Source organism: Holdemania sp. Marseille-P2844 (assembly GCF_900120005.1).
Lineage (GTDB): Bacteria > Bacillota_I > Bacilli_A > Erysipelotrichales > Erysipelotrichaceae > Holdemania.
Window position 1 is genome coordinate 398157 of record NZ_LT635452.1, and the last position, 25173, is coordinate 423329.

Consider the following 25173-nt stretch of genomic DNA (forward strand, 5'->3'; position numbering starts at 1 on the left):
TAATCCCGGAGTTCCTCTTTTCAGGTTTAAGCTTTCAAGGGTTTACTTTTGTAGATGATCGACGTCGATCAGTTCGTATTCACGCGAGCCAATCCCCAACGCGGCCGCCGCTTCGATAGTATAAATTCCATGGCGGGATTCAATTCTTTCAATTAAATCCTTCTTTCCCGGATCCTCGCACTGATAAACAAGATCGAGGCATGCCTGATCCAGTGCAACCGGATCGAGTGAGGACAGAATACCGATATCTCTGACCTTCGGATCCTCCGCTTTTGCGCAGCAGTCGCAGTCGACCGACATGTTGCACATCACGTTGATAAACGCAATGTTTTCTTTTTCATAATCCAAAATTGACTTTGCGGCGTCGGCCATGGATTCCAGGAACTGATCATGATCCGCGGTCCAGATGTTTTCCGCGACGCCAGCCCCATGGATGTAAGCTTTACCATAACTGGACGCCAGGCCAATCGAAATATTTTTCAGCGCTCCGCCGTAACCGCCCATCGGATGGCCCTTAAAATGCGTCAGCACCAGCATGGAATCATAATTTTTCAGATGATCGCCGACAAAGTTTTTCTGGATTACCTTTCCGCCGTTCACCGGCAATTCCAAATCGCCGTCTTCGTCGAGAATATCGACGGAAAACAGCTTGGACCAGCCATGCTTTTCCATTGTGTGCCAGTGGGCTTCCGTCGTATTGCGCTGTCCTTCATAAGCGGTGTTGCATTCCACGACCGTGCCGTTTACTTTGTCGATCACCGGTTTCATGAATTCCGGACGCAGAAAGTTCTGGTTGCCGACTTCGCCGCTGTGCAGCTTCACCGCGACCTTGCCTTTAAGCTGCCGGCCGAGAATTTCTTCCATTTCGATCATTTTCTCCGGAGTGATGATTTTGGTAAAATAGACCTTAGATTTTTCCATTGGATGTGCCTCCCTTACTTTGCAGACGGGGTAGTTCGTTTCCCCGTGGCTTTATTGTAACGCCTGAAGTTCACTCCAAGTCAATTCTTTTTTGTCAGATCAACGAACATAATCAAAAACTTTATAATTCTGACCGAAAAGCAGCCGCTGCTTTTTCTTTTTGGTATACTGAAAGCAGAAAGCAGAAAGCAGAAAGCAGAAAGCAGAAAGCAGAAAGCAGAAAGCAGAAAGCAGAAAGCAGAAAGCAGAAAGCAGAAAGCAGAAAGCAGAAAGCAGAAAGCAGAAAGCAGGTGAAATGATGAAACTGATATGGCAGGATGCAGGTCCGGTGCTGACCCGGATTGATCGGGGCTTACCCAACGTACTTCCGATTCCGATTCTGATTCAGGGTTATCCCGCAGTGGTTCTGTTTGATACCGGCGCCTCCTGCAGCGCTGTGCGCAGATCCATCGCCGAGGCGGCCAATCTGCGGTCGCTGCATGAACAAGTCGTTGGCGGGGGCAGCGGATTGGGGCGGATTCAGGCAGAAAAATGGCGGGCGGAGACCGTACAGATCGGGCCGCTTCTGGTAATGGATCAGACCTGGATGGTGCTGAGGGATGAGGCTTTCGACTTGGAGCTGGCGGCCGGACAGAGCGTAAAAATCGACGGACTGCTGGGGTGGGACGTCCTTCAATTATGTTGCTGGCAATGGGATGAGAAACGTCAGCGGTTGTCAGTGAGGGCTTCGGTTGCGGATCCAAGTGCTGAGCAGGAGTTGATCGGCTGGGATAATATGCCCATGGTGCAGGCGGAAACAGAAGGGCAGCTCATGCGCTGGGGATTTGACAGCGGCAATACCGATACTATAGGCGGTCCCCTGCTCGATCAAGGATTGCCCGATTCGCTGCCGCTGGAATTTGAAACGCTGACAGGTGTCGACGGTTCAACGCAGGTTCCCGCGCGCCGGCTGCCGGCGCTTTCTCTGCGGATCGGCAATGCAAAAATCATCCTTGACGGCATAGCGGTGATCAACCGCCCATTATATCCCGTACAGGGAGAGGCTGTCGCCGGCTTGTTGGGCGCGGATGTGCTGGCAGGCCGCGGTTGGCGCCTGGATTATCCTAACCGCCGGCTGATCCTCGAACCGAAAACGGCGGAATAAATTCACACAAACCGGGATCATTCTCTTTATTCATGCAAAAAGCGGAAATCACAAAAAAAACGCCGCAGATCAGAAAGCAGGGAGGACGTTCCACTTTGGCGTTTTCAGAGAATCAGAGATCAGTCAGGAATTAAAATCTGCGACAGCGGCATGTTCGGAGCGTTTAAATTCGGCGTTTGATTCAGCGCTCCGGATGAAAAATAGAAAACAGAGGCGATCACGATCAGAATAGCAGCTAACTTGTAGAGTGCAGTCAGTTTTTTTGGCATTGGGGAATCCCTCCTTTTATTTTCAGCATAAGCGCCAGACGCTCTTTTATTCTTGATCTTACTATATCATATCCTTTGGTCAGGGAAATGAAGTGCAGCTTAACAATTTATTACAGATTCCTGACAAGGGCTCAAAAAAGGGTTGAATTTAAAGAATAACCGTATGAATGCAGGAAGTCCGGCGTTTTGAAGCTATTCGTCCTCCATTTGAAAAAGGGCCGCAATGCGCTCAGCGGTCCGCGCGCAGCAGAATTCGACAATCTTCGTCGCAATCAGCCACTACAATAAATCTGATACGAGGTGGAATTTTGATGAAGGGAAACGCTTGTTTTTTAGAAGAATTAATGCAGCTGATCAAAATGGGAAAGCTGACGGAGCTTCACCATCGGCTGCGGCCGGAAGTAGCTATCCTGAGCGGTGATCTTGAAATTTATGGCCGGGAAGTGGCCGCGAGGTGGCTGCGGGAACAACCGCCGGTTACCGTCCGCGGCAATCCGAGGGTCCAGATGCTTTCCGGGCAGCTGATGCTGCAGCAGGGACAGGTTCTCTGCGAAGAAAAAACACTGCGGTATCTGCTTGTGATCGACGTACTTCTGGATCAGCTTGTCCATCTGACGCTGGTTGAAGAACCGGCAGTGAATAAAAATCGCAGTCTTGAAAAGAGCCGGTCCGCCCCTCTGGAACAACTCCTGATGCAAACGCGGAAATTCTGGCTGGAGTGGGATATCCGTCAGGATACGCTGCAGGTGTCAGAAAACTGGTTTGCGCATTTTCATTTCCAGCCTTCGCTTGTGGGACAAGTTCAGGATCTGCCTGACAGCCATCGTCGTTCTCCCTCCGCCGCTCAGATTGCGGAAATCCGCAGCCAGCTGCAGCGGGGGAATCTGGTTCCGACTGTGGATCTCAGTCTGGAATGTGGAAAGGAAGGCATTCGCTGGTATCGGCTGGAGCTGACGTTGGAAAAGGATGCGCAAGGTGAGCCGGTCAGAGTTCTGGGCTTGTTAAGCGATATGGATCAGCAGCGGCGCGAGCTCCAATGGCTGCGCCATCTGGCCCATCAGGACTGTCTGACCGGATTATATAACCGGTTTAAGATTCAGCAGCTGATTGAGGAAGCGCTGCGGCAGGCTCCGGTGGGAAAAAGCATGACGCTGGCGGTGATGGATATCGACAATTTCAAGCAGATCAACGATGCATATGGGCATGACTGCGGCGATGAAACGCTGCGGCGGACGGCGGCCGAGATCCGCGCTCTGTTTGCGCCGGAGGATTTGGTCGGACGGATCGGCGGCGATGAATTCGTCGTTTTAATGCAGGAAGCAGGCACATGCGATCAGGTCGGCGCGCGTCTGGATCACATTCGCCAGCAGCTGCAGCATCTGCGTCAGGCGCCGGCTGCGCTGCCGAAAATTTCCTGCAGTATTGGCTGCGCCTTCTTTCCCACGCAGGGAACGACGTACCGGCAATTATTCCTGAAAGCCGACGCGGCGATGTATCAGGCCAAGCGCCAGGGGAAAAACAGCTGCGTCTTTTACTGATGCGTTTCCATATATCGTTTTATTTCGCTGTCTCGGACCTGTTTTTCACTTCTTCTTTTAATTCTGTGAGGTTGCCGTTCGTTTTGCGGACCGGCATGGTATGATAAAACCAACGGAAAAAATAAGGGGACAAGAAAATGAAAACAACACTGATACTGGGATCAACCGTGATCGACATGATCGTCCGGGTACCGCATCTGCCGGTAACCCAGGAGGATATCAATACGCGCTCCATGACGATGGCGCTGGGCGGCTGTGCGTACAACGCAGCGCGGATGCTGCGGCTGTTCCGGCTGCCGCTGTTTCACTGTTCGCCCACCGGCGACGGTATTTTCGGCCAGATAACCGGGAAGCTTTTAAGCGAGGAGGGACTGTCGCCGGCGATCGTGGTGAAGGGATGGGATAACGGCTGCTGCCTGTGTCTGGTGGAAGACAGCGGCGAGCGCACATTTTTGTCCACGCACGGCGCGGAATATGGCTTTTGCGAAGAATGGCTGGCAGATCTGGATCCGGCGCAGCTCGATTACGTGTATGTCTGCGGGATTGAACTGGAGGAACCGACCGGGCTGGCAATGCTGAAATGGCTGCGTGAGCATCCCGGACCGCAGGTTTTCTTTGCGCCAGGAGCCCGGCTTATGCATTTGGACTCATCGCGCTGGCAGGCGATCGAAGCATGCCGGCCGATCCTGCATCTTAACGAAGCGGAAGCCTGCTGGTTAAGCGGGAACCAGTCAGTTGAAGCGGCAGCGAGAACGCTGCGCGGCCGCTTCGGCAGCGCCGTGATCATCACCCGGGGTGAACTGGGCGCGGTATGCTGCTCAGCGGATGGCAATTATCAAGCGCTTCCGGGGGTCAAGAGTGAAGTTGTGGACACGATCGGCGCCGGCGATTGTCATGCAGGAACCGTGTTAGCGGGATTGAAACAAGGATGGCCGTTGGCAGCCGCGGTGGATCTGGCTAACGCAATGGCCGCCCGAGTCGTCGCCCGGCCTTCCGCGCGTCTGGATGAAAACGAATTCCGCACAGTGCTTGGGGCATGGCGGCAAAAAATCGGAAAGGACTTGCCGGGGAACGGAAAGTGCGGTATCCTGTAACCAATTCATAGTGAGGTGGGAAACAACATGGAAAAAATACAAATTCAAGACTTAACAGACTATCGTTTCGTGCACAGTCTGGCTGCTTCCGGAGCGCATGTCCTGTGCCTGCAAACTCAGATGGACAAGGCGGAAAACAGCTACCGTACCAACTTGATGGAAGTCAATCCGCAAACAATGCAGCTGAAGCCGCTGATCAGCGACGGTCAGGTTTCGTCATTCTGTTTTGAGGATGAAGAAACGATCCTGTTTGCGGCGGAGCGCAAGCCGCAGGACAAACCGGAATCCAATGAACAGAAAACTGTTTATTACCGCTTGACGCTGAATCAGGGCGAGGCTCAGAAAGCCTTTGAAGTCCCTTATGCCGTGGTGCAGATGACGCCGGTAGCGGACAGCGATTGGGTTGTTTTAAAAATTCAGGAAAATCTGCATGCCCTGGATCCCAAAACCACGGCAAAGGAAGAACTCGACGACGCGCAGGACTATGTGATTCTGCACGAAGTCCCGTTTGTCGCCAACGGCGCCGGATTCATCGACTCAGACCGCTGCGGCTGTCTGATCTGGAATAAATGCACAGGCCGGCACCTGCGGATTACGCCGCAGGGCTATGATTGCGCAAGGGTGATCGTCAACGGTCATCAGGTGATCTATACCGGGAAAAACTGGCGCGACGTCCAGCCGAAAACATCCGAACTGGTCTGTTACGATCTGGAAAAGCAGACTTCGCGCACGCTTGTGCCGCAGGGACAGCTGCGGATTGGCGCGATCGCTGCGGAAAACGATGAACTGATGTTCATGGCGACGGACATGCAGGCTTATGGCAACGGAACCAGCTGCGATTTCTACCGCTGCGATTTAACGAGCGGAGCAGTCCGCAAAGTGCTGGATTACGAATATTCCATCGGCGGCTGCGTCAACAGCGACGTTCGTTACGGATCAGGCAAAACATTCATGTTGAACAACGGCGTGCTCTATTTTACATCGACGATCGGCTATCGTACGGAACTGATGCGGCTGCACGAGGACCGGGTGGAAAAAGCGGTCGAGTTCAACGGCGCTGTCAGCGGCTTTGACATCACAAAATCCGGTATTGTGTTCTGCGCGATGGAACCCGGCCGGCTGCAGGAAGTCTATACGGCCGACATGACAGGCGCGGTCACCGGCCGCACACAGATCAGCGAACAGTGTCTCAAGGATAAGGCCGTTCAGCCGGTTGAATACGCGGGCTTTGTCAACGCCGCGGGGCAGACGATCGACGGGTGGCTGATCAAGCCGGTCGGCTGGCAGCCGGATCAGACCTATCCGGCGATTCTGGACATCCATGGCGGGCCGCGTACGACCTATGGCGAACTGCTGATCCATGAAATGCAGGTCTGGGCGAGCGCGGGGTATTATGTGTTCTTCTGCAACCACCGCGGCTCGGATGGCTATGGCGATGCCTTTGCCGATCTGCGGCTGAAATACGGTACGATCGACTATGAAGACATCATGGAATTCACCGATCATATTCTGGCGCAGAATCCGCAGATTGACCCGCTGCGCTTAGGCGTGACCGGCGGCAGCTATGGCGGCTATATGACCAACTGGATCATCACGCATACCCATCGCTTTGCGGCGGCGGCCAGCCAGCGCAGCATCGCCGATTGGATCAGCGATTTTGGTACTTCCGGGATCAGCTATGACGACGATCTGCACCAGGGCGGCAAGCCATGGGATCACATGGAAAAGATGTGGGATCATTCGCCGCTGAAATACGCGGATTTCTGCCGTACCCCGACGTTGTTTATTCATTCTTTCGAGGACTATACCTGCGCTGTGTCGCAGGCGATGGAAATGTTCACGGCGTTAAAAGTGCTGAACGTCGAGGCTCGCGCCTGTCTGTTTAAAGGCGAAAATCATGAACTTTCCCGCAGCGGCAAGCCGATGCACCGCTTCAAGCGGCTGCGCGAGATCACCGACTGGATGAATCAGCATTGCCAAAAATAAAGAAATTTAAGGAAAAAGTTTAACTTCAGCCTGCGTAACAGCGGGCTGAAACCGGAATTTTAATTGTGGTGAAAGATTAAAGTTCCGCCACCACAGTGGTTTTCAAACTGCGTTTTGTGTATAATTAAGATCAGAAAGCTGCCGGCGAAGCCCGGCAGTTTGCATGAGAAAGTGGGGGAAACAAACATGGAAACAGGGATATTCATTCTGGCAGCCATCGCCGCCGGATTGGCGTTATTCTGCGGGATTCAGCTGACCGCCCTCAACCGCCGACTGGCAAAGCTTGAAGCGCAGGATTTCGATAAGAAACTGACTGTGCTGCAGACAACGCTGGCGGAACAGGACCGGCAGAGCCGGCAGGAAATCGTCGATGGCGCGCAGAATGCCGTGCGGCTGGTCGGTGAAATGCTGAGCGCCAATCAGCAGACTGCTTTTCAGGCGGAAAGTCAGAAGCTGGACGCGATGAATCACAGCGTTTTGCAGCAGCAGGCGGCCCAGCGTGAAATGCTGCAATCTTTAAGCGCGCTGCTAAGCTCCAATCAGCAGCAGATTTCCGAGCTGCAAAGCCGGAAGTTCTCCGAGATCAGCCAGTCGCTCTCAGAGAAGCAGAATACGCTCAACACCGCGATGGCCAACCAGTTCAGCGTGTTGGAAAACCGTTTGAAAACCTTTGAAACCGGCAACGAACAAAAACTGGAAAACATGCGCCAGACGATAGAAAAGCAGCTTACTGCGATCCAGCAGGACAACAACCGCCGGCTGGATGAAATGCGTCAGACCGTTGATGAAAAACTGCAGAAGACGCTGGAAGACAAAATGACGCAGTCGTTCCAGTTGGTGAACGACCGTCTGGAACAGGTCTATAAGGGGTTGGGAGAAATGCAGACGCTGGCGGTCGGCGTCGGCGATCTGAAAAAAGTGCTGTCCAACGTCAAGGCCCGCGGCATCGTCGGGGAAATCCAGCTGGGCGCAATCCTCGAAGAAATTCTGTCGCCGGAACAATATGCCACCAACGTCGCAACGGTGCCGGGAAGCAAAAACGTCGTCGAGTTTGCGATCAGACTGCCGGGCGATGATGATCAGCCGGTCTGGCTGCCGATCGACTCCAAATTCCCGGCGGACGCTTACGCCAATCTGCAGGACGCCTATGATTCAGGCAATCAGGAAGCGGTGACGCAGGCGGTCAACGTACTGTCGCAGCGGATCCGCTCGTTCGCCAAGGACATTCACGATAAATATATCGAGCCTCCCTACACGACCGATTTCGCGATCCTGTTTCTGCCCTTTGAGGGCTTATATGCCGAAGTCGTTAACCGCGGACTGGTCGAAACGCTGCAGCGGGATTACCGCATCAACATCGCCGGACCCAGCACGATGGCGGCGCTGCTCAACAGCTTACAGATGGGCTTCAGGACGCTGGCAATCCAGAAGCGCAGCAGCGAGGTCTGGACAATTCTGGGCGCGGTAAAAACCGAATTCGACAAGTTCCACGATGTGCTGGCGATGACCCAGCAGCGGCTGAATCAGGCGAATAATGAACTTGACAAGCTTGTCGGCACGCGCACGCGGATGATTCAGCGTAAACTGAAGGCAGTCGATAAGCTGGATCCGACCCAATCGGCACAGCTGCTGGAGGCGAATACCGAGGACGACAATCCGGTCGAAGCCTGAGTCAGTTAAGCATTTAAATCAATTCCCAGAGTTTTGATAGGCAAGGAAACTTGAAGTCAGAAACCAGAAAAGAAGCGCAGAGGGAAGCGCGGTTCTTACTCGAATTTGGACAACGATCAAAAAGGCAGGCAGGATGAAGCGTTAGATAACACATTATTCTGCCTGTTTTTTTGTATGGAAATTCCATGCCTGCCCTGAACTGAGTAAGAACGGAAGAAATCGACGCTTCTTTTTCTTGTGATGAGAAATTGGATATTCTGGCATGTAAGGAAAAAGGACAACGGACTTCAGGTTCATGGACTGCTTTACAGAAGGTATCGCCGCCTCGTTAAAAGATCGGAAAATGATATTTCTTTACCTGCGAATACCTTGATGAAGAATGTAAACGTGCAGTACAGGCATGCGTACTTTCTGAGGCTTCAATAATGAAAAGACGCAAATCTGATCATGGCTGTCTTTGAAATAAGCGGAGATCATTGAAAATCATTCTCCAGCTTGGCAAATCAGGCCGCATTCGAAAAGGATTTTCCTGCTTGCAAGATGTGCCTGAATCCTTTTTTACTGCGCAGTTTGAGCCGAACGGAAGAGAAAACGGAAAATTGCATCGGATCCGACTTCTGGATAAATTTGTTTCTGTTCGTTACGATCAGAAGCAAAGGTCATTGTGTAAGAAAGACTGGTTGGAAAGCTCTGGAAAACGATAATTTCTCCTGTTTGTTGATTGTATTTTTAAGCGGAAAGGAATACAATAGCGAAGTGACCGACCAGTCGGTCGGATAAAAGGAGAGGCCTATGTTTTCTAAGTTTAGTGTTAAAAAACCCTATACTGTAATTGTGGGCGTGGTTATGTGCCTGTTATTGGGCGTGATTTCATTTATGAATTCAACAACTGACCTCTTGCCCGAAATGGAGCTGCCCTATGTCGTCATCTATTCGACCTATCCGGGGGCCAGCGCCGAAAAAGTAGAAACCAGTCTGACCCGGATTTTGGAATCCGCCGTCAGCACGACAGAAAACCTGTCGAATATGAGTTCGATTTCTTCGGACAATTTATCGTTAATTATTCTGGAGTTTGCCGACGATACCAACATGGACACGGCGATGCTCGATCTGAACGCCAAGATCGATCTGGTGAAGGGCTATCTGGACGAAACGATTTCCAGTCCGACGCTGATGGCGATCAACCCGAACATGATGCCGATCATGATGGCGACGGCAGATTATGATAGTCATGACCTGCAGGGATTGAGCGACTTTGTCAATGAGAAGGTCGTGCCGGAGCTGGAGAAGACCAAGGGTGTCGCATCGGTCGATCCAACCGGTTTATTGGAAGAAACCGTGCAGATCGTGCTCGATCATGACAAGATCGACCAGATCAACAACAAGGTGCTGGACAGCGTTGATTCCGAGCTGGCCAAGTCGGAGCGGGAGCTGCGGGAAAAGCTGCAGGAGGTCAACGACGGTCTGCAGAAAATCGCCGACGGGGAATCCGAATTGTCCAGTACAAAAAATGAAACCTATGACAAGCTGGCGCAGTCTTCCGTCCAGCTGCAGCAGGCGGCGACGAACCTGATCGCGATGGATTCGCAGATCATCCAGCTGAAAGCAGAGAAGGCAGCCTTTGAACAGATCGTCAGCGGCGTGGATCAGTTAAGAACACAGGTTCCGGATAATCCAGATGCTACAAATGAGGAATTAATAGAATATCTAGAAAGTTTGCCTGCAAAAATTGCTATGTTGACACAAAGTAAAGATGCACTTGCAAACTATCAAATTCTTATTAATGAAATATCAGATGATACTTCGTTAGCTGATCAGCCATTACCTGAGGAAATAACTTTCATTTTAAGCCAATTTAAAGTTGATTTGACTAAAATAACAAATTATGGAGAGGTTAAAGCCGCTTTGTCAAACGCTGTAGCAACTATAGATCAAATTTTAACCCCTTTAAATGCGCTTTCGTCCAATTTAGACGCCATGAAAGAGATGGTAGGAAAGTACGACGATGCGAAGGTCAAGTTAAGCAATGTTGAAATCGAAATCGCGACGGCTGAAGGCGTGAAGCAGGCGGCCAGCAGTATGCTGACAAAAGCCGGGATCGACGTTTCCGACCTCAACAGTCTGCAGTCCAAGCTGGAATCCGGCAAATTGACCGCGGCCGGTGAGATCACCAAGGGCGAAATGACGATCTCCACGACCAAGACAACGCTGGAATCCGCTAAGACGCAGATTGAGGACGGCTTGAAACAGATTGCCGACGCACGTGATGAAGCGTTGAAAAAAGCGAATATTTCCGAAGCCCTTTCGCCGAGCATGATCTCGACGATGCTGACGGCGGAGAACTTCTCGATGCCGGCCGGTTATATCGCCTCCAATGACGATTCGCTGCTGATCAAGGTCGGGGATCAGTTCGCTTCTCTGGAAGAAGTGGAAAATCTGCTTCTTATGTCAATGGATATCGACGGGCTGGAAGAAGTCCGGCTGAAGGATCTGGCCAGCGTCCAGATCGTTGATAACAGCGAAGAATTATATACCCGTGTCAACGGCAATCCGGGCATCATGCTTTCCTTCCAGAAAAGCTCGACCGCCTCGACCGCGGACGTCTGCAAAGCCCTGCATAAAACCTTTGACAAGCTGGGCATGCAGTATGAAGGTCTGCATTTTTCAACCCTGATGGATCAGGGCGTCTATATCGACATGATCGTCAATTCCGTTCTGGAGAATTTCCTGTACGGCGCCATTCTGGCGATTATCGTTCTGATCTTATTCCTGCGCGATCTCAAGCCGACGGTGATCATCGCCCTCAGCATTCCGATCTCGCTGATGTTCGCGATGGTGCTGATGTATTTCAGCGGCGTGACGTTGAACATCATCTCGCTGTCCGGCCTGGCGTTAGGCGTCGGGATGCTTGTCGACAACTCCGTTGTTGTTATTGAAAACATCTACCGGATGCGCAACGAGGGCGTCGGCTTGATCGACGCGGCGATTGAAGGCGCCAAACAGGTTGCCGGAGCGATCATCGCTTCGACGCTGACGACGGTCTGCGTCTTCTTGCCGATTGTGTTTGCGACCGGTCTGGCCCGTCAGCTGTTCGTCGATATGGGGCTGACGATCGCTTACTCGCTGCTCGCCTCACTGATCGTCGCCTTAACTTTGGTGCCGATGCTTGCCAGCAAAATGCTGAAAAAGCAGAATGAAAAGAAGCACGGCTTCTTTGAGAAGCTGGTCAGCGGATATACCGGGCTGTTGAAATGGTCGCTGGGTCACAAGCTGATCGTCATGGGCGGCGTCATCGCGTTGTTGATTTTCAGTACGATCGGCGTTATGAACATGGGGATGACGCTGATTCCGTCAATGGATTCCGGCCAGATGTCGGTCAGCGTAACGATGCAGAATGAGGAGGCTTCCGATCAGGAATGCTTCGCGATGTACGATCAGGTCATGGAACGGCTGATGCAGGTGGAAGGCGTCGAAACCGTCGGTGTTACCAGCGGCGGCAGCGGCCTGTCCACGATGATGGGCGGGGGCGGCAATACCTCCACGACTTTCTATATCATCACGGAAGAAAAAGCGAATACGAAAACAATGGAAGCGGAAATCCCGCAGGTTCTGGCGGATCTGCCTGTTGATGCGGCAGTTTCCACAAGCAATATGGATTTAAGCGTGCTGGGCGGCAGCGGCGTCGCGATGACGCTGTATGGCGATGATCTGGACGAACTGCAGGAGGCCGCAATCCAGATCGGCAATCAGCTGAAGCAGATCGACGGCATCGACGTTGTGGACGACGGCCAGCAGGATCCGGTCAAGGAAGTCCGCGTCATCGTCGATAAAAACGAAGCGATGAAATACGGCCTGACCGTAGCGCAGGTTTATCAGAGCGTCGCTTCCAGTATCAAAGAAGAAACGACCAGCACGACCCTGGCGATTCAGGACAAGGACTATCCCGTCGTCATCGTCCAGGACGCCGCTTCCTTAACCCAGCTGGATAACCTGCAGGACATGAAGCTGAAGGGAACTGAAAATCAGGAAGAAAAGGAAGTTGAACTGTGGCGGATTGCCGACATTGAAAACGGCACCGGCATGAACAGCATTTACCGCGAGAACTCCCGCCGCTTCGTCAACGTCAGCGGCACGATCAAGGAGGGCTACAACGTAACAATCGTCAGCCGGGAAGTACAGAAGCAGCTGGATACCAGCGGACTGCCGGAGTCGGTGAGCTTGGAATTCAGCGGTGAAAATGAGACGATTATGGAAACGATGGTCACGATGATCCAGATGATTCTGTTGGCGATCGCGTTCATCTACATGATCATGGTCGCTCAGTTCCAGAGCCTGTTATCGCCGTTTATCGTCATGTTTACGATTCCGCTGGCCTTTACCGGCGGTTTCCTGGGCCTGTTGATCACCGGTCAGGAATTGAGCATCGTCGCGATGCTGGGCTTTCTGGTGCTGTGCGGCGTCGTCGTCAACAACGGCATCGTCTTTATCGACTATGCCAACCAGCTGAAGGAACAGGGCTATGCCCCCCGCGAAGCGATCATTGAAACCGGCCGGACCCGCCTGCGTCCGATTTTGATGACAGCGCTGACGACGATTCTGGCAATGACGACGATGGCGCTGGGAATCGGCACCGGCAGCGATATGATGCAGGGCATGGCGATCGTCACGATCGGCGGTCTGACTTATTCCACGGTGCTGACGCTGTTTGTCGTGCCAATCATGATCGAAGTGACAAGCCGCCGCAAGGACCGCAAAAAAGCAAAGGCAGAACCGGCGCATGAGTGAGGAGAAAAAGATTCAGGTCTATCTCGGCGTGATCAGCCTGGTTCAGCAGGGCCGCTCGCTCAATGAGCTGAAGGTTTCGGAAATTGCCGAAGCCAGCGGGATCGGCAAGGGCACCTGTTACGAATACTTTTCTTCAAAAGAGGAAATTATCCGGGAAACGTTGTTGTATACGTTCCATAAGGAATTCGACAGCTTCTGCGGCCTGCTTCAATTCGATCAGGGCTTCGAGGCCGGCTTCCGTCAGATCCTGGCGGCGATGGAAAAAGCGCTGAGCCAGTTTTCGCCGTTTCAGACGCTGCTGTCCAGCGTCGGCAAGCGGGAACTAAAACAATATGTCAGTGAAGAAACGATGGAAAATATTATGCGCCAGATGATTCGTTTGATTGATTTATTGCTGGATCAGGCGCAGGGTGACGGATGGATTCAGCCGCAGCGGCCGCGGGAATACCAGCGCTTTGTGTTGATCGGCGTCATGCAGGCATATTGCTTCCAGATCACTAACCCGCAGTTGAAAATTACCGCTGCCCAGGCCGCAGATTATGCCTGTCAGAGCTTGCGGGAAGCGTTGTCTTAGCGGAAAATCAATGCGAAAATGAGAAATCGACAGACAAGGCTTTAAAAAAAGAGATCATAAAAGCTGTAAAGGACAATAAAAAAAGAAGCGGAAGAGTACAGCCAACCTGTAAATTTCCGCTTCTTTTTCATTACCGGATAAAAACTTAATTAGCGCCAGTGACAAACTGGAACGGCGTTGCCGACGTGTAAGCGTCCGCTCCTTCCGCAAGCAGGTTGATGGTGACGTCTTCAAGATGAAGTGTCTGGAAGTTATTTTCAACATGTCCGCTCTCGTTGATAAATTCCAAAGTCTGTGCATAACCTTCGGCTTCCTCTTTTTCCGCTTCGACTTCAATCGTCACACTCTGTCCATCCGCAAGACCGCCTTCAGCGTAATTCTTGCCTTTGTCTTCTGAACCGGTCTTGTAAATATACAGTTCAGTAATTGTTTCGCCTGTCGTATTATTCACGATATACGTTCCGTGCGTCGTCATTTCCTTTTCCGTTTCATTGGTTTCTGCGGCTGGCGTTGTTTCTGCCGTTTTTGCCGGCTCTTTTTCCGCAGGTGCACTGCATCCTGCAAGCAACGCCAAGACTAAGAACAAGGATAAATATTTTTTCATTGTCTGTTACCTCCTATGCTTATAAGCATCCTGTGCTTTTTACGATAAACTGTATTGCTGCAATACAGTCAAGTTATTTCAATTTGTTAAATTTTGAATAATCAAGTTTACTGAATCTTTTTTTCCAGGTCTCGGATATCGAAGCGGCCTTTCTGTCAGGCTGACATCACTTTGAACAAGTTTTTTTTCTAAAATGAACTGCTGCCGATAAAAAAGTACAGCCGTAAAAGGGCTGTACTGCTTGCAGGCGCAACGCTTATAAGTATGTGCGTCTTATTTTTCAAAATCAAGTTTTCGAACCGGGACTTCCAGAAGGCTTAAATCATTTTTGCCGACGATATAATGATTTTCAACGATATTATGAAAAACCAGACTGCCGGTTACTTCGTAATGATGGTCCGCAATATAATGCATGACGTCGCAGATAAGATCAAACTGTCCGGGATTGCCATAGAAATATTTTTTAATCTTTAACCCTCCGGGAAGCGTAATCAGATTCGGATGATCGGCAGAAAGATTGTCGATCATGAAGAAGACACCGCTACCGCGGTAAGGATCGTCGCTGTGACATGCGCCTTTCCGGAATACGATCCCGCAGCCCTGAAACTGGACGTTCGCATACTGAAGTGTTAATTCTACGCACCGGCGGTAGGCCGCGTCGATCATCGGATCCTCGTCCAGGGATAAATCGAAAGGTGCGTAAAATGCGGTTCTCTCTTTTTCTTCACTTATAAATATTTTATTGAGTTCATATTTTCCAAATAATGATTGATAATACATTTTCCGGTGGTGGGTAATGAGTTTGTTCATCTGGAATTGAACGATTTGTTCATCCAGCTTGGCGATTTGCGCATCGAAAATGGATAAAATGGAATCAGCGCTTTTTGTTTCCATCACCCGCATGATGTCGGACAAAGACATGCCTGAATCTTTCAACTGCATGATCTCGATCATTTTCGGCTTTTGTTCCCGCGTATAGATACGATAGCCGCTTTGATTGATCCGGGCGGGCTTGAATAAACCGATTTTATCGTAATGAATTAATGTTTGCCGAGTCAGATTAAACATCTCTGCAAACTCTGTAATGGTATAAAATTCTTTGCTTTCCACAACATTCACCTTATTTCATAGCTGAGATTGAGCTTGTCTTTATTATAATCTTCAGGTTCGATGGGATTCAAGAATAAGGCTCAGCGGCAAAGACAGTCCGCCTCAACAGACTCTGCAGCCCTTATTGGCATCATAAAAAAAGACTCAAAAAGAGTCTGATGCAGGGCGTGGGTACGCTGGAGCTTTGGCATTCGATGAGCGCAAAAGCTTCTTGTTCATTCTCTGAAGCTAAGCGGCGCATTGACGGCGTGTCCTGAGCAGCAGCCAGGCCATTGCAGTGGTATAAAACATTTCCAGCAGGGAATTGACGCTGAGAAAGCGCATATAGATCAAAGCGCAGATGACCAGAATCACTGCGGTCATTTCCATTCCCCGGCGGCCTAACGACCAGCGCCGTTTTTGTCCTTGATAGAAGACACGCAGGATTAAGAGATTCAACGCAATGAAGGCAAGGTTGCTGATCAGGATATGCAGCTGCGCCAGAAGAGGAAATGTTTCGGGCAGATAAGGCACGACCATCGAAAGCACCATCAGAAGAAACGTTAAATCCTCCCGGGGCTTTAATGAAACATGGAGGGCTTCTGCCAACGCACGGATCATCGCGCGGAAAACAAGCGCGCCAGCCACAGCCCAGATCAAGAGCAGCAGGCGATAACCCAGGCCGTTTCCAATCCAGGACAGATTGGTTTTCAGCGGGTCGTCGCGCAGGATCAGAAATAACGTGAACAATGGAAATAATACGCCGCCCAGCAATTCAGTTTTGTCGAAAGAAGAAGCTTGTTTTTTCATGCATTCATTATAGCGAAAAGCACGAGGCAATTCAAATCCAGACTTCGCAGCGGAAAAAAGTATGATACAATAAAACCACTTCGGAGGATGAACATGAATAAACAAATAAAAGTGGGATATCAGGGAGCGCACGGCACCTTCAGTGAGATCGCGGTTCAGGAATTTTTTAAGGACAGAGCATTCGAAGCATGCAATTATACCAATTTCAAATCCATCATTGCCGACGTGGAAAGCGGCGTGATTGATTACGCGCTGCTGCCGGTTGAGAATACGACGACGGGAATTATTTATCGGACTTATGATTTGTTGAAGGACAGCGATATCTTCGCAGTCGGTGAAATTTTAGTGCGGATTGACGAACAGCTGATCGGTCTGCCGGGAACCAGAATCGAGGATTTGTGCGAGGTCTATTCCCATCCGGAACCGCTTGATCAATGTTCCGGTTTCTTTGCGGCGCACCCATGGATCAAACCGGTGACCTATCAGGATACGGCGAAAAGCGTGGAATATGTGGCGCAGTGCCAGGATCCGTCGAAAGCGGCGCTGGGGAGCTGGCTGGCGGCGGAATATTATCATCTGCCTATATTAAAAGAACGGGTTCAGGATAATCAGCTGAATACTACGCGTTTTTTCTGCGTGGCAAAAGGCGTACAGGCCGTCCAGGAGGCAGATAAGATCAGCATGTATTTCGTGGTCAATCATGAACCGGGCGCGTTGTACGAGGTCATCCGCGTGTTCGCTCAGCGGGGCATCAACATGCTGAAACTGGAATCCCGGCCGATCCGCGGACGGATGTTTGAGTATTGCTTCTATATTGATTTCGACGGCAGTCTGCTTCAGCCAAAGACGCAGGAAGCGATTGCCGAGGTTCGCGAGCATTGTCTGGAGGTCAAAGTTCTGGGCAGCTACAAACGGGCGTTTAATGGAGAGCTGTTATGAGAAGAAAAATTGTGATCCTGTTGAGCGCGCTGATTCTCAGCGGATGCGCCGGTGCGCCGGAAGTGAAACCCATGCCGTCCCTTACGCCTTCGCCGGAAATAGAACAGACGCCGACATCGTCGTCTTCGCCAATGGCGACTCCCGATCAGACGCTGAACGACAAGCCCGCAGACCTGAGCGCTTATGAAGGCTTCGCGGACGAGCAGAATGCTTTCGTTGAAATCAGTCTGGAAGCTTCGTTGGAAAAAATCGAACAGGGCGAATCGTTCATGATCTATTACGGCAAGCCGAATTGTCCATGGTGTATCGAAGCAGTGCCGGTTTTAAATGAAGCGGCCAAGGAAAACGGCGCAGTTGTTTATTATGTCGACACAAGCAAGCCTGAAAATTACTCGGAAGCGATGATTGAAAAGATCATGACGCTTTTTGAAGGCTGGCTGCTGAGGGACGAGGAAGGCGAAGAAGGGTTTTATGTGCCGGACGTCGCGTTGATTGTTAACGGCCGGGTCGCGGCCAATCACATCGCGACCGTTGATTCACACGATCCGTATGTCGCGCCGATGAGCGAAGCGGAACAGGCAGAGCTGAAACAAATTTATACAGAGATGATAAAAAAGTTGACCTCTGCGGCTTAAAACTCTGGATTTCTACAAGACAAAAAGATTCGGTTATTGAAGCTGTAATGATATAATGAATATGGAGTTCCGGCAATGTTGATCGTCGGAAACAAGATAAGGCAGGGATAAACGATGAAACGGCGGAAAAAGGGGTTTACATTAATTGAATTGATCGTCGTTGTGGCGATTTTAGTGCTTTTGATGTTGATGCTGGTACCGAAACTGACAGGTTTTACCGAAACGGCGTCAGATACAGTTTGCCACGCCAATCAGGCCAACGCGTATAAAATCATGGTCATGGAATATACTTTAGGTGAAAAACCGTTTAATGAGGAATCTGCCAGTAAAGCTATTGAAGAAAAGTTAGGCCCTTTGACCAAACTGTGTCCTAATGGCGGAACAATTACCGTTCTGGTTGATCCTGTGGATCCAAGTAAATTTTCAATCACCTGTTCCAAGCACGGCGGTTCAGAACAACAGATTCTGGGGAATTATTCCAAAGATATGTTGAAAATGGCGGTTAGTGAATTTTATGGAAGCAATAAAACCGGTCAGCTGGACTCTACAGGGCCGAACTTTGGAAAAGGATTTAAGCAGAGAATCGCGGAGAAATATGGTTTAAATGCCGATAACTTTGATTTCACCGTTATGAAAAATAACAATGGCACGTATTCCGTTTATATTTTTGATGGAATTTCGGATATGAAAGTAGGAGATTCAGTTCAAGGGGTGGTCTATGAATACGATAAAGATCAGAATCCCATCGGCAATTCTTCAGGAACTACTTTTACCGGAAAGATTACGTCAAAGGAAGTAAGCGGCGTTAAATTTAATTATCTGGATTTGGGATCTGTGAAATAATCGTTTTCTCAGGTTGTAACAAAGAGCTGAAGTTTCAGAAAAAGATTGCATTTCAATCGAATTGTGATATAGTAAAAACATCGAGGTGTTGAGTATGCTGAAAAATATCTGCGAAAAAATTGAACATCCGAGTTCTTCTTACTTTTATTTTACCTTTAGATAGAGGGCTGGTTCACTTTGGACATTAGCCCGTTTTGATTTGAAATCAGGCTAATTCTGAAGGGGAATGCGAAAAGAAATGCTGAACCGTACAGGATAAGCCTGTACGGTTTTTTTGCAGGTTGTGTGAGAGGGGAGAAGTTAATATGATGAAAAAAATCACAGTCAATCTCAAAGACAAGAGCTATCCGATTCTGATTCAGCGGGGACTTCTGAATCTGGTGGGACAGTATCTCGAAGGTCACCGGAAGGTGATGATCGTGACGGACGAGGGGGTGCCGGAGGAATATGCCCAGCGCGTGTTGGCGCAATGCGCTCAGGGCTATGTCGAACGTGTGATTCAGGGCGAAGGCGCTAAAAGTATGGAAGTCTATCAACAGATTCTGAGGCGGATGCTGAAAGAACGGTTTTCCCGCAAAGATCTGATCGTCGCTTTAGGCGGCGGAGTGATCGGCGATCTGTCCGGGTTTGTCGCCGCGACGTATATGCGGGGGATTGAGTTTATCAACATCCCGACGACGACGCTGTCGCAGATTGACAGCAGCATCGGCGGGAAAGTCGCGATCAATCTGGACGGCATCAAGAACTGCGTCGGCGCGTTCTGGCAGCCGAAAATGGTACTGATCGATCCGGACGTACTGGCCACTTTGCCGCAGCGGCATATTAACAACGGTCTGGCCGAGGCGCTGAAAGCCGGTTTAATCCGCGACGAATCGTTGTTTGAGTTGTTTGAAACGGACGATCCGATGGAGCACATCGAGAAGATTTTATACAAGTCGCTGATGATGAAAAAGAAGGTCGTGGAGATTGACGAACGGGAAATCGGCGTTCGCCGGATCCTGAATTTCGGACATACGATCGGCCACGGTATCGAGAGCTATTACCATCTGCACGATGTGTACCATGGCGAAGCGGTTGCGCTGGGCATGATGAAAATGATCAAAGATGAAACGATCCGCGAACGGCTGCATCCGATTTATCAGCGACTGAATCTGAAAGAAGATATCGACTACGACCGCCAACAGGTTTACGACTTTATCACCAAAGACAAGAAGATCGACGGCGGAACGTTAACGATCGTGCTGCTGCGGAAGATCGGCGAAGCGTATTTAAAAGATATCCCGACGGAGAAGATCAAAGAATATTTGTAATCGAAAACTTCTTTTAATGAAAAGAATATAAGGAAAATAAGCCGTTCTGCGTTCAGGGCAGAACAAGGAAAGACAACAAAAAAGCCAGAAAAAACAAGGAGATCAAACGATGAAAAGTGCGATTGGACAGTGTATCGAGCTATCGCTGTTCGGCGAAAGCCACGGTGAAGCGATCGGCGTCGTGATTCAAGGTCTGCCTTCGGGCATCCGCATCGACGAAGCCTGGATGGGCAAGCAGATGGAGAAACGCAAACCTAAAGGCAAAATATCGACTCAGCGGCAGGAAGCAGACGTTCCGGAAATCGTCAGCGGCGTTTTTGAAGGCCGGACGACGGGCACACCGCTGTGCATTCTTATCCGCAACGAAAACATGCGAAGCAAGGATTATTCGAAAACACGGTATATTCCACGCCCTTCGCATGCCGATTACACGGCCGAGATTAAATATCTGGGCTATCAGGATTACCGCGGGGGCGGTCATTTCTCCGGCCGAATCACCGCGCCGTTAGTGGCAGCGGGCGCAATTTTCCTCCAGATGCTGAAAGCGAAAGGCATCGAGGTCGGAACGCATGTCGCGCAGATGCAGGAATTAACGGACGCTCCGTTTGCGGACGAGGAAGCAGAGCTGCGGGCGCAGCTACTAGGCTTAGAGGATCAATATCTGGCATGTCTGAGCGGTTCAACGCGGACGGCGATCCAGCAGCGGATCGAACAGGCTCAGGCCCAGGGCGATTCGATGGGCGGGATTCTGGAAAGTGCGGTTGTCGGCATGCCGGCCGGAGTGGGCGAACCCTTCTTTGATTCGGTGGAGAGCCGGCTGGCGCACCTGTTGTTCAGCATCGGCGCCGTGAAGGGCGTGGAATTCGGCGATGGTTTCGACTTTGCCGCAAAAAGGGGCAGCGAAGCCAACGACGGCATCACGATCGACAACGGGCATATCCGGACTCTGACCAATCATAACGGCGGGATTAACGGCGGGATTACCAACGGCATGCCGCTGCGCATCCGCACGGTCGTTAAGCCGACCCCTTCGATCTACAAGCCGCAGCCCAGCGTTAATCTGAAAACCGGCGAACCGACGACGCTGCAAATTGAAGGCCGGCATGATCCGGCGATTCTGCATCGGGCGCGGGTCGTCGTCGACAGTCTGATCGCTTTCGGGCTGGCAGATCTGTTGACTGAGCGCTTCGGCATTCTGTGGTGGGAAGGAGAACGGCCATGCGGCGAGGACTGATCGGCGAACATCTGGGTCACAGCTATTCCCAACGGATTCATGAAACGCTGGGCGGCTATCCTTACGAGCTGATTGAGGTGGCTCCCCAGGACTTGGACGCCTGGATGAAAAACAAGGATTTCGCGGCGCTGAACGTCACGATCCCCTATAAGAAAGCAGTGATTCCTTATTTAGAAGAACTGGATGAACGGGCGCGGCGGATCGGGGCCGTCAACACGATCGTCAATGACCATGGCCGCCTGATCGGCAAAAATACTGACTATTACGGCTGTCGGTTCATGCTGGAACAAGCGGGCATTGAAATTCAGGGCCGGAAAGTGATCCTGCTAGGCAACGGCGGGGCGGCGCAGGCCGTACAGGCGGTGCTGGAGGATTTAGGCGCGGCGGCGATCGTCAAGGTCAAGCGCAATCCGTCGCCGGAAACACTGACCTACGAAGAAGCGTACCGCGATCACAGCGGCGCGCAGGTCATCGTCAATACCAGCCCGGTCGGCATGTTTCCGGCTCAGGAAGGCATTCCCGTGGAACTGGATCGGTTCCCTCAGCTGGAAAGCGTTGCGGATGTGATCTACAATCCGCATCGAACCCGCCTGATTGTCGAAGCACAGAAACGCGGCTGTCGGACAGCGACGGGATTAAGCATGTTAACGGCGCAGGCCGCCGAGGCGATTGAAGCGTTTATCGGCAAGCCGGTCGCTCCAAAATCCATTCTGCGCATGACGGCGGAACTGGCGCGGGAAAAAATGAATCTTGTCTTAATCGGGATGCCGGGCTGCGGCAAAAGCACGATCGCCAAAAAAATGGCGGAAATCAGCGGCCGTCCGGCAGTCGATATTGATCAGCGGATCGTTGAGCGGATCGGCATGCCGATCCGGGATTTCTTTGCCCAACAAGGCGAAGTTCGGTTCCGTCAGATCGAAGCGGAAATTCTGGCGGAAGTCACGCTGCAGACGGGGCAGATTATCGCCACGGGCGGCGGCATTGTCAAGGATTGGGAAAACGTCAGACGGCTGCGGCAGAGCGGCAAGGTTTATTTTTTGGACCGCAGTCTGGATCAGCTGGAAACCGATCCGAGCCGGCCGCTGAGCTCCAGCCGCGAAGCCCTGCGGCAGCTCTATGACCAGCGGATTGATTTATACCGGGCAGCCTGCGACCAACAGATCGAAAACAACGGCAGCGCTGATGAAACCGCCCGCCGGTTATGGCAGGACTGGCTGATGGAAACGACGGGATTGATTGATCAGAATTAACTAAAATAAAAGTGAGGATCCACCCTCATTGAATTGGAATAAGGAAGGACTAAGAAACAAGTCTGACAGCAAAAACGAGTGGAGAAACTTAACAGCGGTCACGGACATGGAAGGAATCACACCATGGAAAGATCGAATTATATTTGATCAAAGGACCGAATGGAGATTGAAATAACAGGGGGAATAAAACCATGATTATCACATTAAAAAAGAATACGCCGCAGCCGGAAATCGACCGGCTGATCCAGAACTTTGAAAAACAGGGCGTTCAGGTCAACATGATCTCCGGCGCCAATTACAACGTGTTTGGATTGGTCGGCGATACGGCGAAGCTGGATGAGCGGCGGATTATGGCGAACGAATGGATTGAAGACGTCACACGGATTGCCGCTCCATACAAACTGGCCAACCGGATGTTCCATCCGCAGGACTCGGTGATCGACGTCAGCGGCGTCAAGGTCGGCGGTCAGGAGAAGATCGCCGTGATCGGCGGCCCCTGCTCAGTCGAGGGCGAGGCCATGATCTGCGACATCGCCCAACAGGTCAAAGACGCCGGCGGCGTGATGTTGCGAGGCGGCGCGTACAAACCGAGAACCTCACCTTACGCTTTCCAGGGAATGGGCACCGAAGGCATTCTCGCGATGGTCAAGGCGCGGGAAAAGACCGGTCTGCCGATCGTCAGCGAATTGATGAGCGCGGATAAGATCGACGAATTTGTCGAGCATGTCGATCTGATTCAGGTCGGAGCGCGCAACATGCAGAACTTCGATCTGTTGAAAGCGCTGGGCAAGATTGATAAGCCGGTGCTGTTGAAGCGCGGGCTGGCGAATACGATTGAGGAATGGATCATGGCGGCGGAGTACATCATGGCCGGGGGCAACAAGAACGTGATCCTGTGCGAACGCGGCATCCGGACATTTGAGAAATATACGCGCAACACGCTGGATTTGAGCGTCGTCCCGATCATCAAGGAACGCACGCATCTGCCGATCATCATCGACCCGTCGCATGCGACCGGGGATTGGAAGCTGGTGGAAGCGATGTCCCTGGCGGCGATTGCGGCCGGAGCAGACGGTCTGATCATCGAAGTCCATGCTTGTCCGGAATGTGCCTGGAGCGATGGGGCGCAGTCGCTGAAGCCGGCGAAGTTTGCTTCCCTGATCGAAAAGGGCCGCGCGATTGCTCAGGTGGTCGGGAGATCGCTGTAATGCAGGCGACGATCATCCCGGGACGCTGCACCCAGACGACGGTGGCGATTCCGCCGAGCAAGTCGATGGCCCATCGGGCGATCATCTGCGCCGCTTTGGCACAAGGTGAAAGTCTGATTCATCACGTCGATTATTCCGACGATATCCTGACGACGATCGACGGAATGCGCAAGCTGGGCGCGCACATTGAGCTGGAAGGCAGCGATGTGCGGGTGCAGGGCATTCCCGATTTTAATCAGCTGCAAAGCGAGGAAATTTTCTGCAAGGAATCCGGCTCCACGCTGCGCTTTTTTATCCCGATTTTTTCGCTGACCGGCAAGCGGGTTCGTTTTACCGGGCAGAACCGTCTGCTGCAGCGGCCCCAGACGGTCTATCAACAGCTGTTTGAGGCGCAGGGATTCCATTACTCGCAAACCGCGGAATGGATTGAAATTGAAGGCGCACTGCAGCCGGGCGACATCACGCTGCGCGGCGACATCAGCTCACAGTTCATTTCCGGTTTGTTGTTCGCGCTGGTCTGCCGCAAGGGGGATTCCACGCTGCATATTGAACCGCCGTTTGAGTCGCGTTCGTATGTGGAGCTGACATTGCAGATGCTTCAGGATTTCGGTGTTCATGCTTATTTTGAAGACGAACTGACGCTGCGAATTCCCGGCGGCCAGCGGTATATAGCTTGTGAAACGACCGTCGAATCCGATTATTCCCAGCTTGGTTTCTATGCCGCGCTGGGCTGCGTTAATCATGAAGTCCATTGTCTGGGTCTGCGGCCGGATTCCCGTCAGGGCGACCGTCAGATCCTGGATTTTGTCCGTAAGATGGGCGGTAAGACAGAGGTTAAGGATAAAGAAGTGATCGTTTATCCATCTTCCTTGTCCGGTTGTGAACTGGATATGCAGAACTGCCCGGATCTCGGACCGATTCTGATGGTGTTGGCCAGCTTCGCGCACGGTGAAACAAAAATGATCAATGCCGCTCGCCTGCGGTATAAAGAAAGTGATAGAATAGAAGCGATGGAAACCGAGCTGCGCAAGGTCGGGGTGCCGATTCATTCAAGCGAGGGTGAAGTCTGGATTCAGGGACCGACAGCCTGGAAGGGCGGCGTCACCTTGGACGGGCACAAGGATCATCGGATCGTGATGGCGCTGGCGATCGGCGCGACGATGGCCGACGTTCCGGTGACCATTGAAGGCGCAGAGGCGATCGCCAAGTCGTATCCGGGATTTTTCCGTGATCTGCGCTCGCTGGGAATCGAAGTAAAGGAGAAATAAT

At 51.5% G+C, this 25173-nt stretch carries 21 protein-coding genes; 16 read left to right on the top strand and 5 right to left on the bottom strand.

The window, feature by feature from the left end; genetic code table 11:
* Positions 1-42: 42 nt before the first annotated feature.
* The gene (locus tag BQ7364_RS11795) at positions 43-921 is read right to left on the bottom strand and encodes a DUF362 domain-containing protein (RefSeq protein WP_072684892.1); all 879 of its coding nucleotides are present in this window, start codon (positions 919-921) and stop codon (positions 43-45) included.
* Here BQ7364_RS11795 and BQ7364_RS17810 point away from each other — a divergent pair.
* Positions 921-1220, top strand: a complete 300-nt coding sequence (locus BQ7364_RS17810) for a hypothetical protein (protein ID WP_139248631.1) — start codon at positions 921-923, stop codon at positions 1218-1220. The two genes, BQ7364_RS11795 and BQ7364_RS17810, sit on opposite strands and share 1 nt — an antisense overlap.
* Positions 1220-2065: a retropepsin-like aspartic protease gene (locus BQ7364_RS11805; RefSeq protein ID WP_159432806.1), complete on the top strand. Its 846-nt coding sequence runs from the start codon at positions 1220-1222 to the stop codon at positions 2063-2065. The genes BQ7364_RS17810 and BQ7364_RS11805 overlap by 1 nt, the downstream gene beginning before the upstream one ends.
* 119 nt (positions 2066-2184) lie before the next feature.
* Here the strand turns inward: BQ7364_RS11805 and BQ7364_RS18035 are convergent, their stop codons facing one another.
* Entirely contained in the window at positions 2185-2334 is a 150-nt protein-coding gene (locus BQ7364_RS18035) for a hypothetical protein (RefSeq protein ID WP_159432807.1), read from the bottom strand.
* A 311-nt stretch (positions 2335-2645) separates the two neighbouring features.
* Between BQ7364_RS18035 and BQ7364_RS11810 the strand changes: the two genes are divergently transcribed.
* The 6 genes from BQ7364_RS11810 (at position 2646) to BQ7364_RS11840 (ending at position 13982) form a co-directional block, all read left to right on the top strand.
* Positions 2646-3872 (top strand): GGDEF domain-containing protein, encoded by a 1227-nt coding sequence (locus BQ7364_RS11810; RefSeq protein ID WP_072684894.1) that lies wholly within the window; start codon positions 2646-2648, stop codon positions 3870-3872.
* A 137-nt stretch (positions 3873-4009) separates the two neighbouring features.
* Positions 4010-4966 carry a carbohydrate kinase family protein gene (locus BQ7364_RS11815; RefSeq protein ID WP_072684895.1) on the top strand — a complete coding sequence of 319 codons (957 nt, stop codon included), beginning with the start codon at positions 4010-4012 and terminating at the stop codon, positions 4964-4966.
* A gap of 27 nt (positions 4967-4993) precedes the next feature.
* Positions 4994-6952 (top strand): alpha/beta hydrolase family protein, encoded by a 1959-nt coding sequence (locus tag BQ7364_RS11820; protein ID WP_072684896.1) that lies wholly within the window; start codon positions 4994-4996, stop codon positions 6950-6952.
* Between the two features lie 186 nt (positions 6953-7138).
* Positions 7139-8623: a DNA recombination protein RmuC gene (gene rmuC / locus BQ7364_RS11825; protein ID WP_072684897.1), complete on the top strand. Its 1485-nt coding sequence runs from the start codon at positions 7139-7141 to the stop codon at positions 8621-8623.
* Positions 8624-9415: 792 nt separating this feature from the next.
* Complete coding sequence (locus tag BQ7364_RS11835) at positions 9416-13408, top strand: efflux RND transporter permease subunit (protein ID WP_072684899.1); 3993 nt, start codon at positions 9416-9418, stop codon at positions 13406-13408.
* Complete coding sequence (locus tag BQ7364_RS11840) at positions 13401-13982, top strand: TetR/AcrR family transcriptional regulator (RefSeq protein ID WP_072684900.1); 582 nt, start codon at positions 13401-13403, stop codon at positions 13980-13982. The genes BQ7364_RS11835 and BQ7364_RS11840 overlap by 8 nt, the downstream gene beginning before the upstream one ends.
* Positions 13983-14127: 145 nt before the next feature.
* On the opposite strand, the gene BQ7364_RS11845 is transcribed toward BQ7364_RS11840, so the two are convergent.
* The 3 genes from BQ7364_RS11845 to BQ7364_RS11855 all read right to left on the bottom strand — a co-directional run bounded on the left by BQ7364_RS11845 (position 14128) and on the right by BQ7364_RS11855 (position 16485).
* The gene (locus BQ7364_RS11845) at positions 14128-14586 is read right to left on the bottom strand and encodes a lipoprotein (RefSeq protein ID WP_072684901.1); all 459 of its coding nucleotides are present in this window, start codon (positions 14584-14586) and stop codon (positions 14128-14130) included.
* Between the two features lie 273 nt (positions 14587-14859).
* Entirely contained in the window at positions 14860-15696 is an 837-nt protein-coding gene (locus BQ7364_RS11850; protein WP_072684902.1) for a MerR family transcriptional regulator, read from the bottom strand.
* 228 nt (positions 15697-15924) lie between these two features.
* Positions 15925-16485 (bottom strand): hypothetical protein, encoded by a 561-nt coding sequence (locus BQ7364_RS11855; RefSeq protein ID WP_072684903.1) that lies wholly within the window; start codon positions 16483-16485, stop codon positions 15925-15927.
* A gap of 93 nt (positions 16486-16578) precedes the next feature.
* On the opposite strand from BQ7364_RS11855, the gene pheA reads away from it, so the two are divergent.
* From pheA to aroA, 8 genes are all read left to right on the top strand, one after another.
* The gene (gene pheA, locus BQ7364_RS11860; protein WP_072684904.1) at positions 16579-17424 is read left to right on the top strand and encodes a prephenate dehydratase; all 846 of its coding nucleotides are present in this window, start codon (positions 16579-16581) and stop codon (positions 17422-17424) included.
* Positions 17421-18059: a thioredoxin domain-containing protein gene (locus BQ7364_RS11865; protein ID WP_072684905.1), complete on the top strand. Its 639-nt coding sequence runs from the start codon at positions 17421-17423 to the stop codon at positions 18057-18059. Before pheA ends, BQ7364_RS11865 begins: the two co-directional genes overlap by 4 nt.
* Before the next feature lie 114 nt (positions 18060-18173).
* On the top strand, positions 18174-18902 hold the full coding sequence (locus tag BQ7364_RS11870; RefSeq protein WP_072684906.1) for a prepilin-type N-terminal cleavage/methylation domain-containing protein: 729 nt from the start codon (positions 18174-18176) through the stop codon (positions 18900-18902).
* A gap of 305 nt (positions 18903-19207) precedes the next feature.
* Entirely contained in the window at positions 19208-20212 is a 1005-nt protein-coding gene (aroB, locus tag BQ7364_RS11875; protein ID WP_072684907.1) for a 3-dehydroquinate synthase, read from the top strand.
* A gap of 109 nt (positions 20213-20321) precedes the next feature.
* The gene (gene aroC, locus BQ7364_RS11880; RefSeq protein WP_072684908.1) at positions 20322-21446 is read left to right on the top strand and encodes a chorismate synthase; all 1125 of its coding nucleotides are present in this window, start codon (positions 20322-20324) and stop codon (positions 21444-21446) included.
* The gene (locus BQ7364_RS11885; RefSeq protein ID WP_072684909.1) at positions 21431-22696 is read left to right on the top strand and encodes a shikimate kinase; all 1266 of its coding nucleotides are present in this window, start codon (positions 21431-21433) and stop codon (positions 22694-22696) included. The genes aroC and BQ7364_RS11885 overlap by 16 nt, the downstream gene beginning before the upstream one ends.
* Before the next feature lie 191 nt (positions 22697-22887).
* The gene (gene aroF, locus BQ7364_RS11890; protein ID WP_072684910.1) at positions 22888-23904 is read left to right on the top strand and encodes a 3-deoxy-7-phosphoheptulonate synthase; all 1017 of its coding nucleotides are present in this window, start codon (positions 22888-22890) and stop codon (positions 23902-23904) included.
* The gene (gene aroA, locus BQ7364_RS11895) at positions 23904-25172 is read left to right on the top strand and encodes a 3-phosphoshikimate 1-carboxyvinyltransferase (protein WP_072684911.1); all 1269 of its coding nucleotides are present in this window, start codon (positions 23904-23906) and stop codon (positions 25170-25172) included. The genes aroF and aroA overlap by 1 nt, the downstream gene beginning before the upstream one ends.
* Position 25173: the final 1 nt, after the last annotated feature.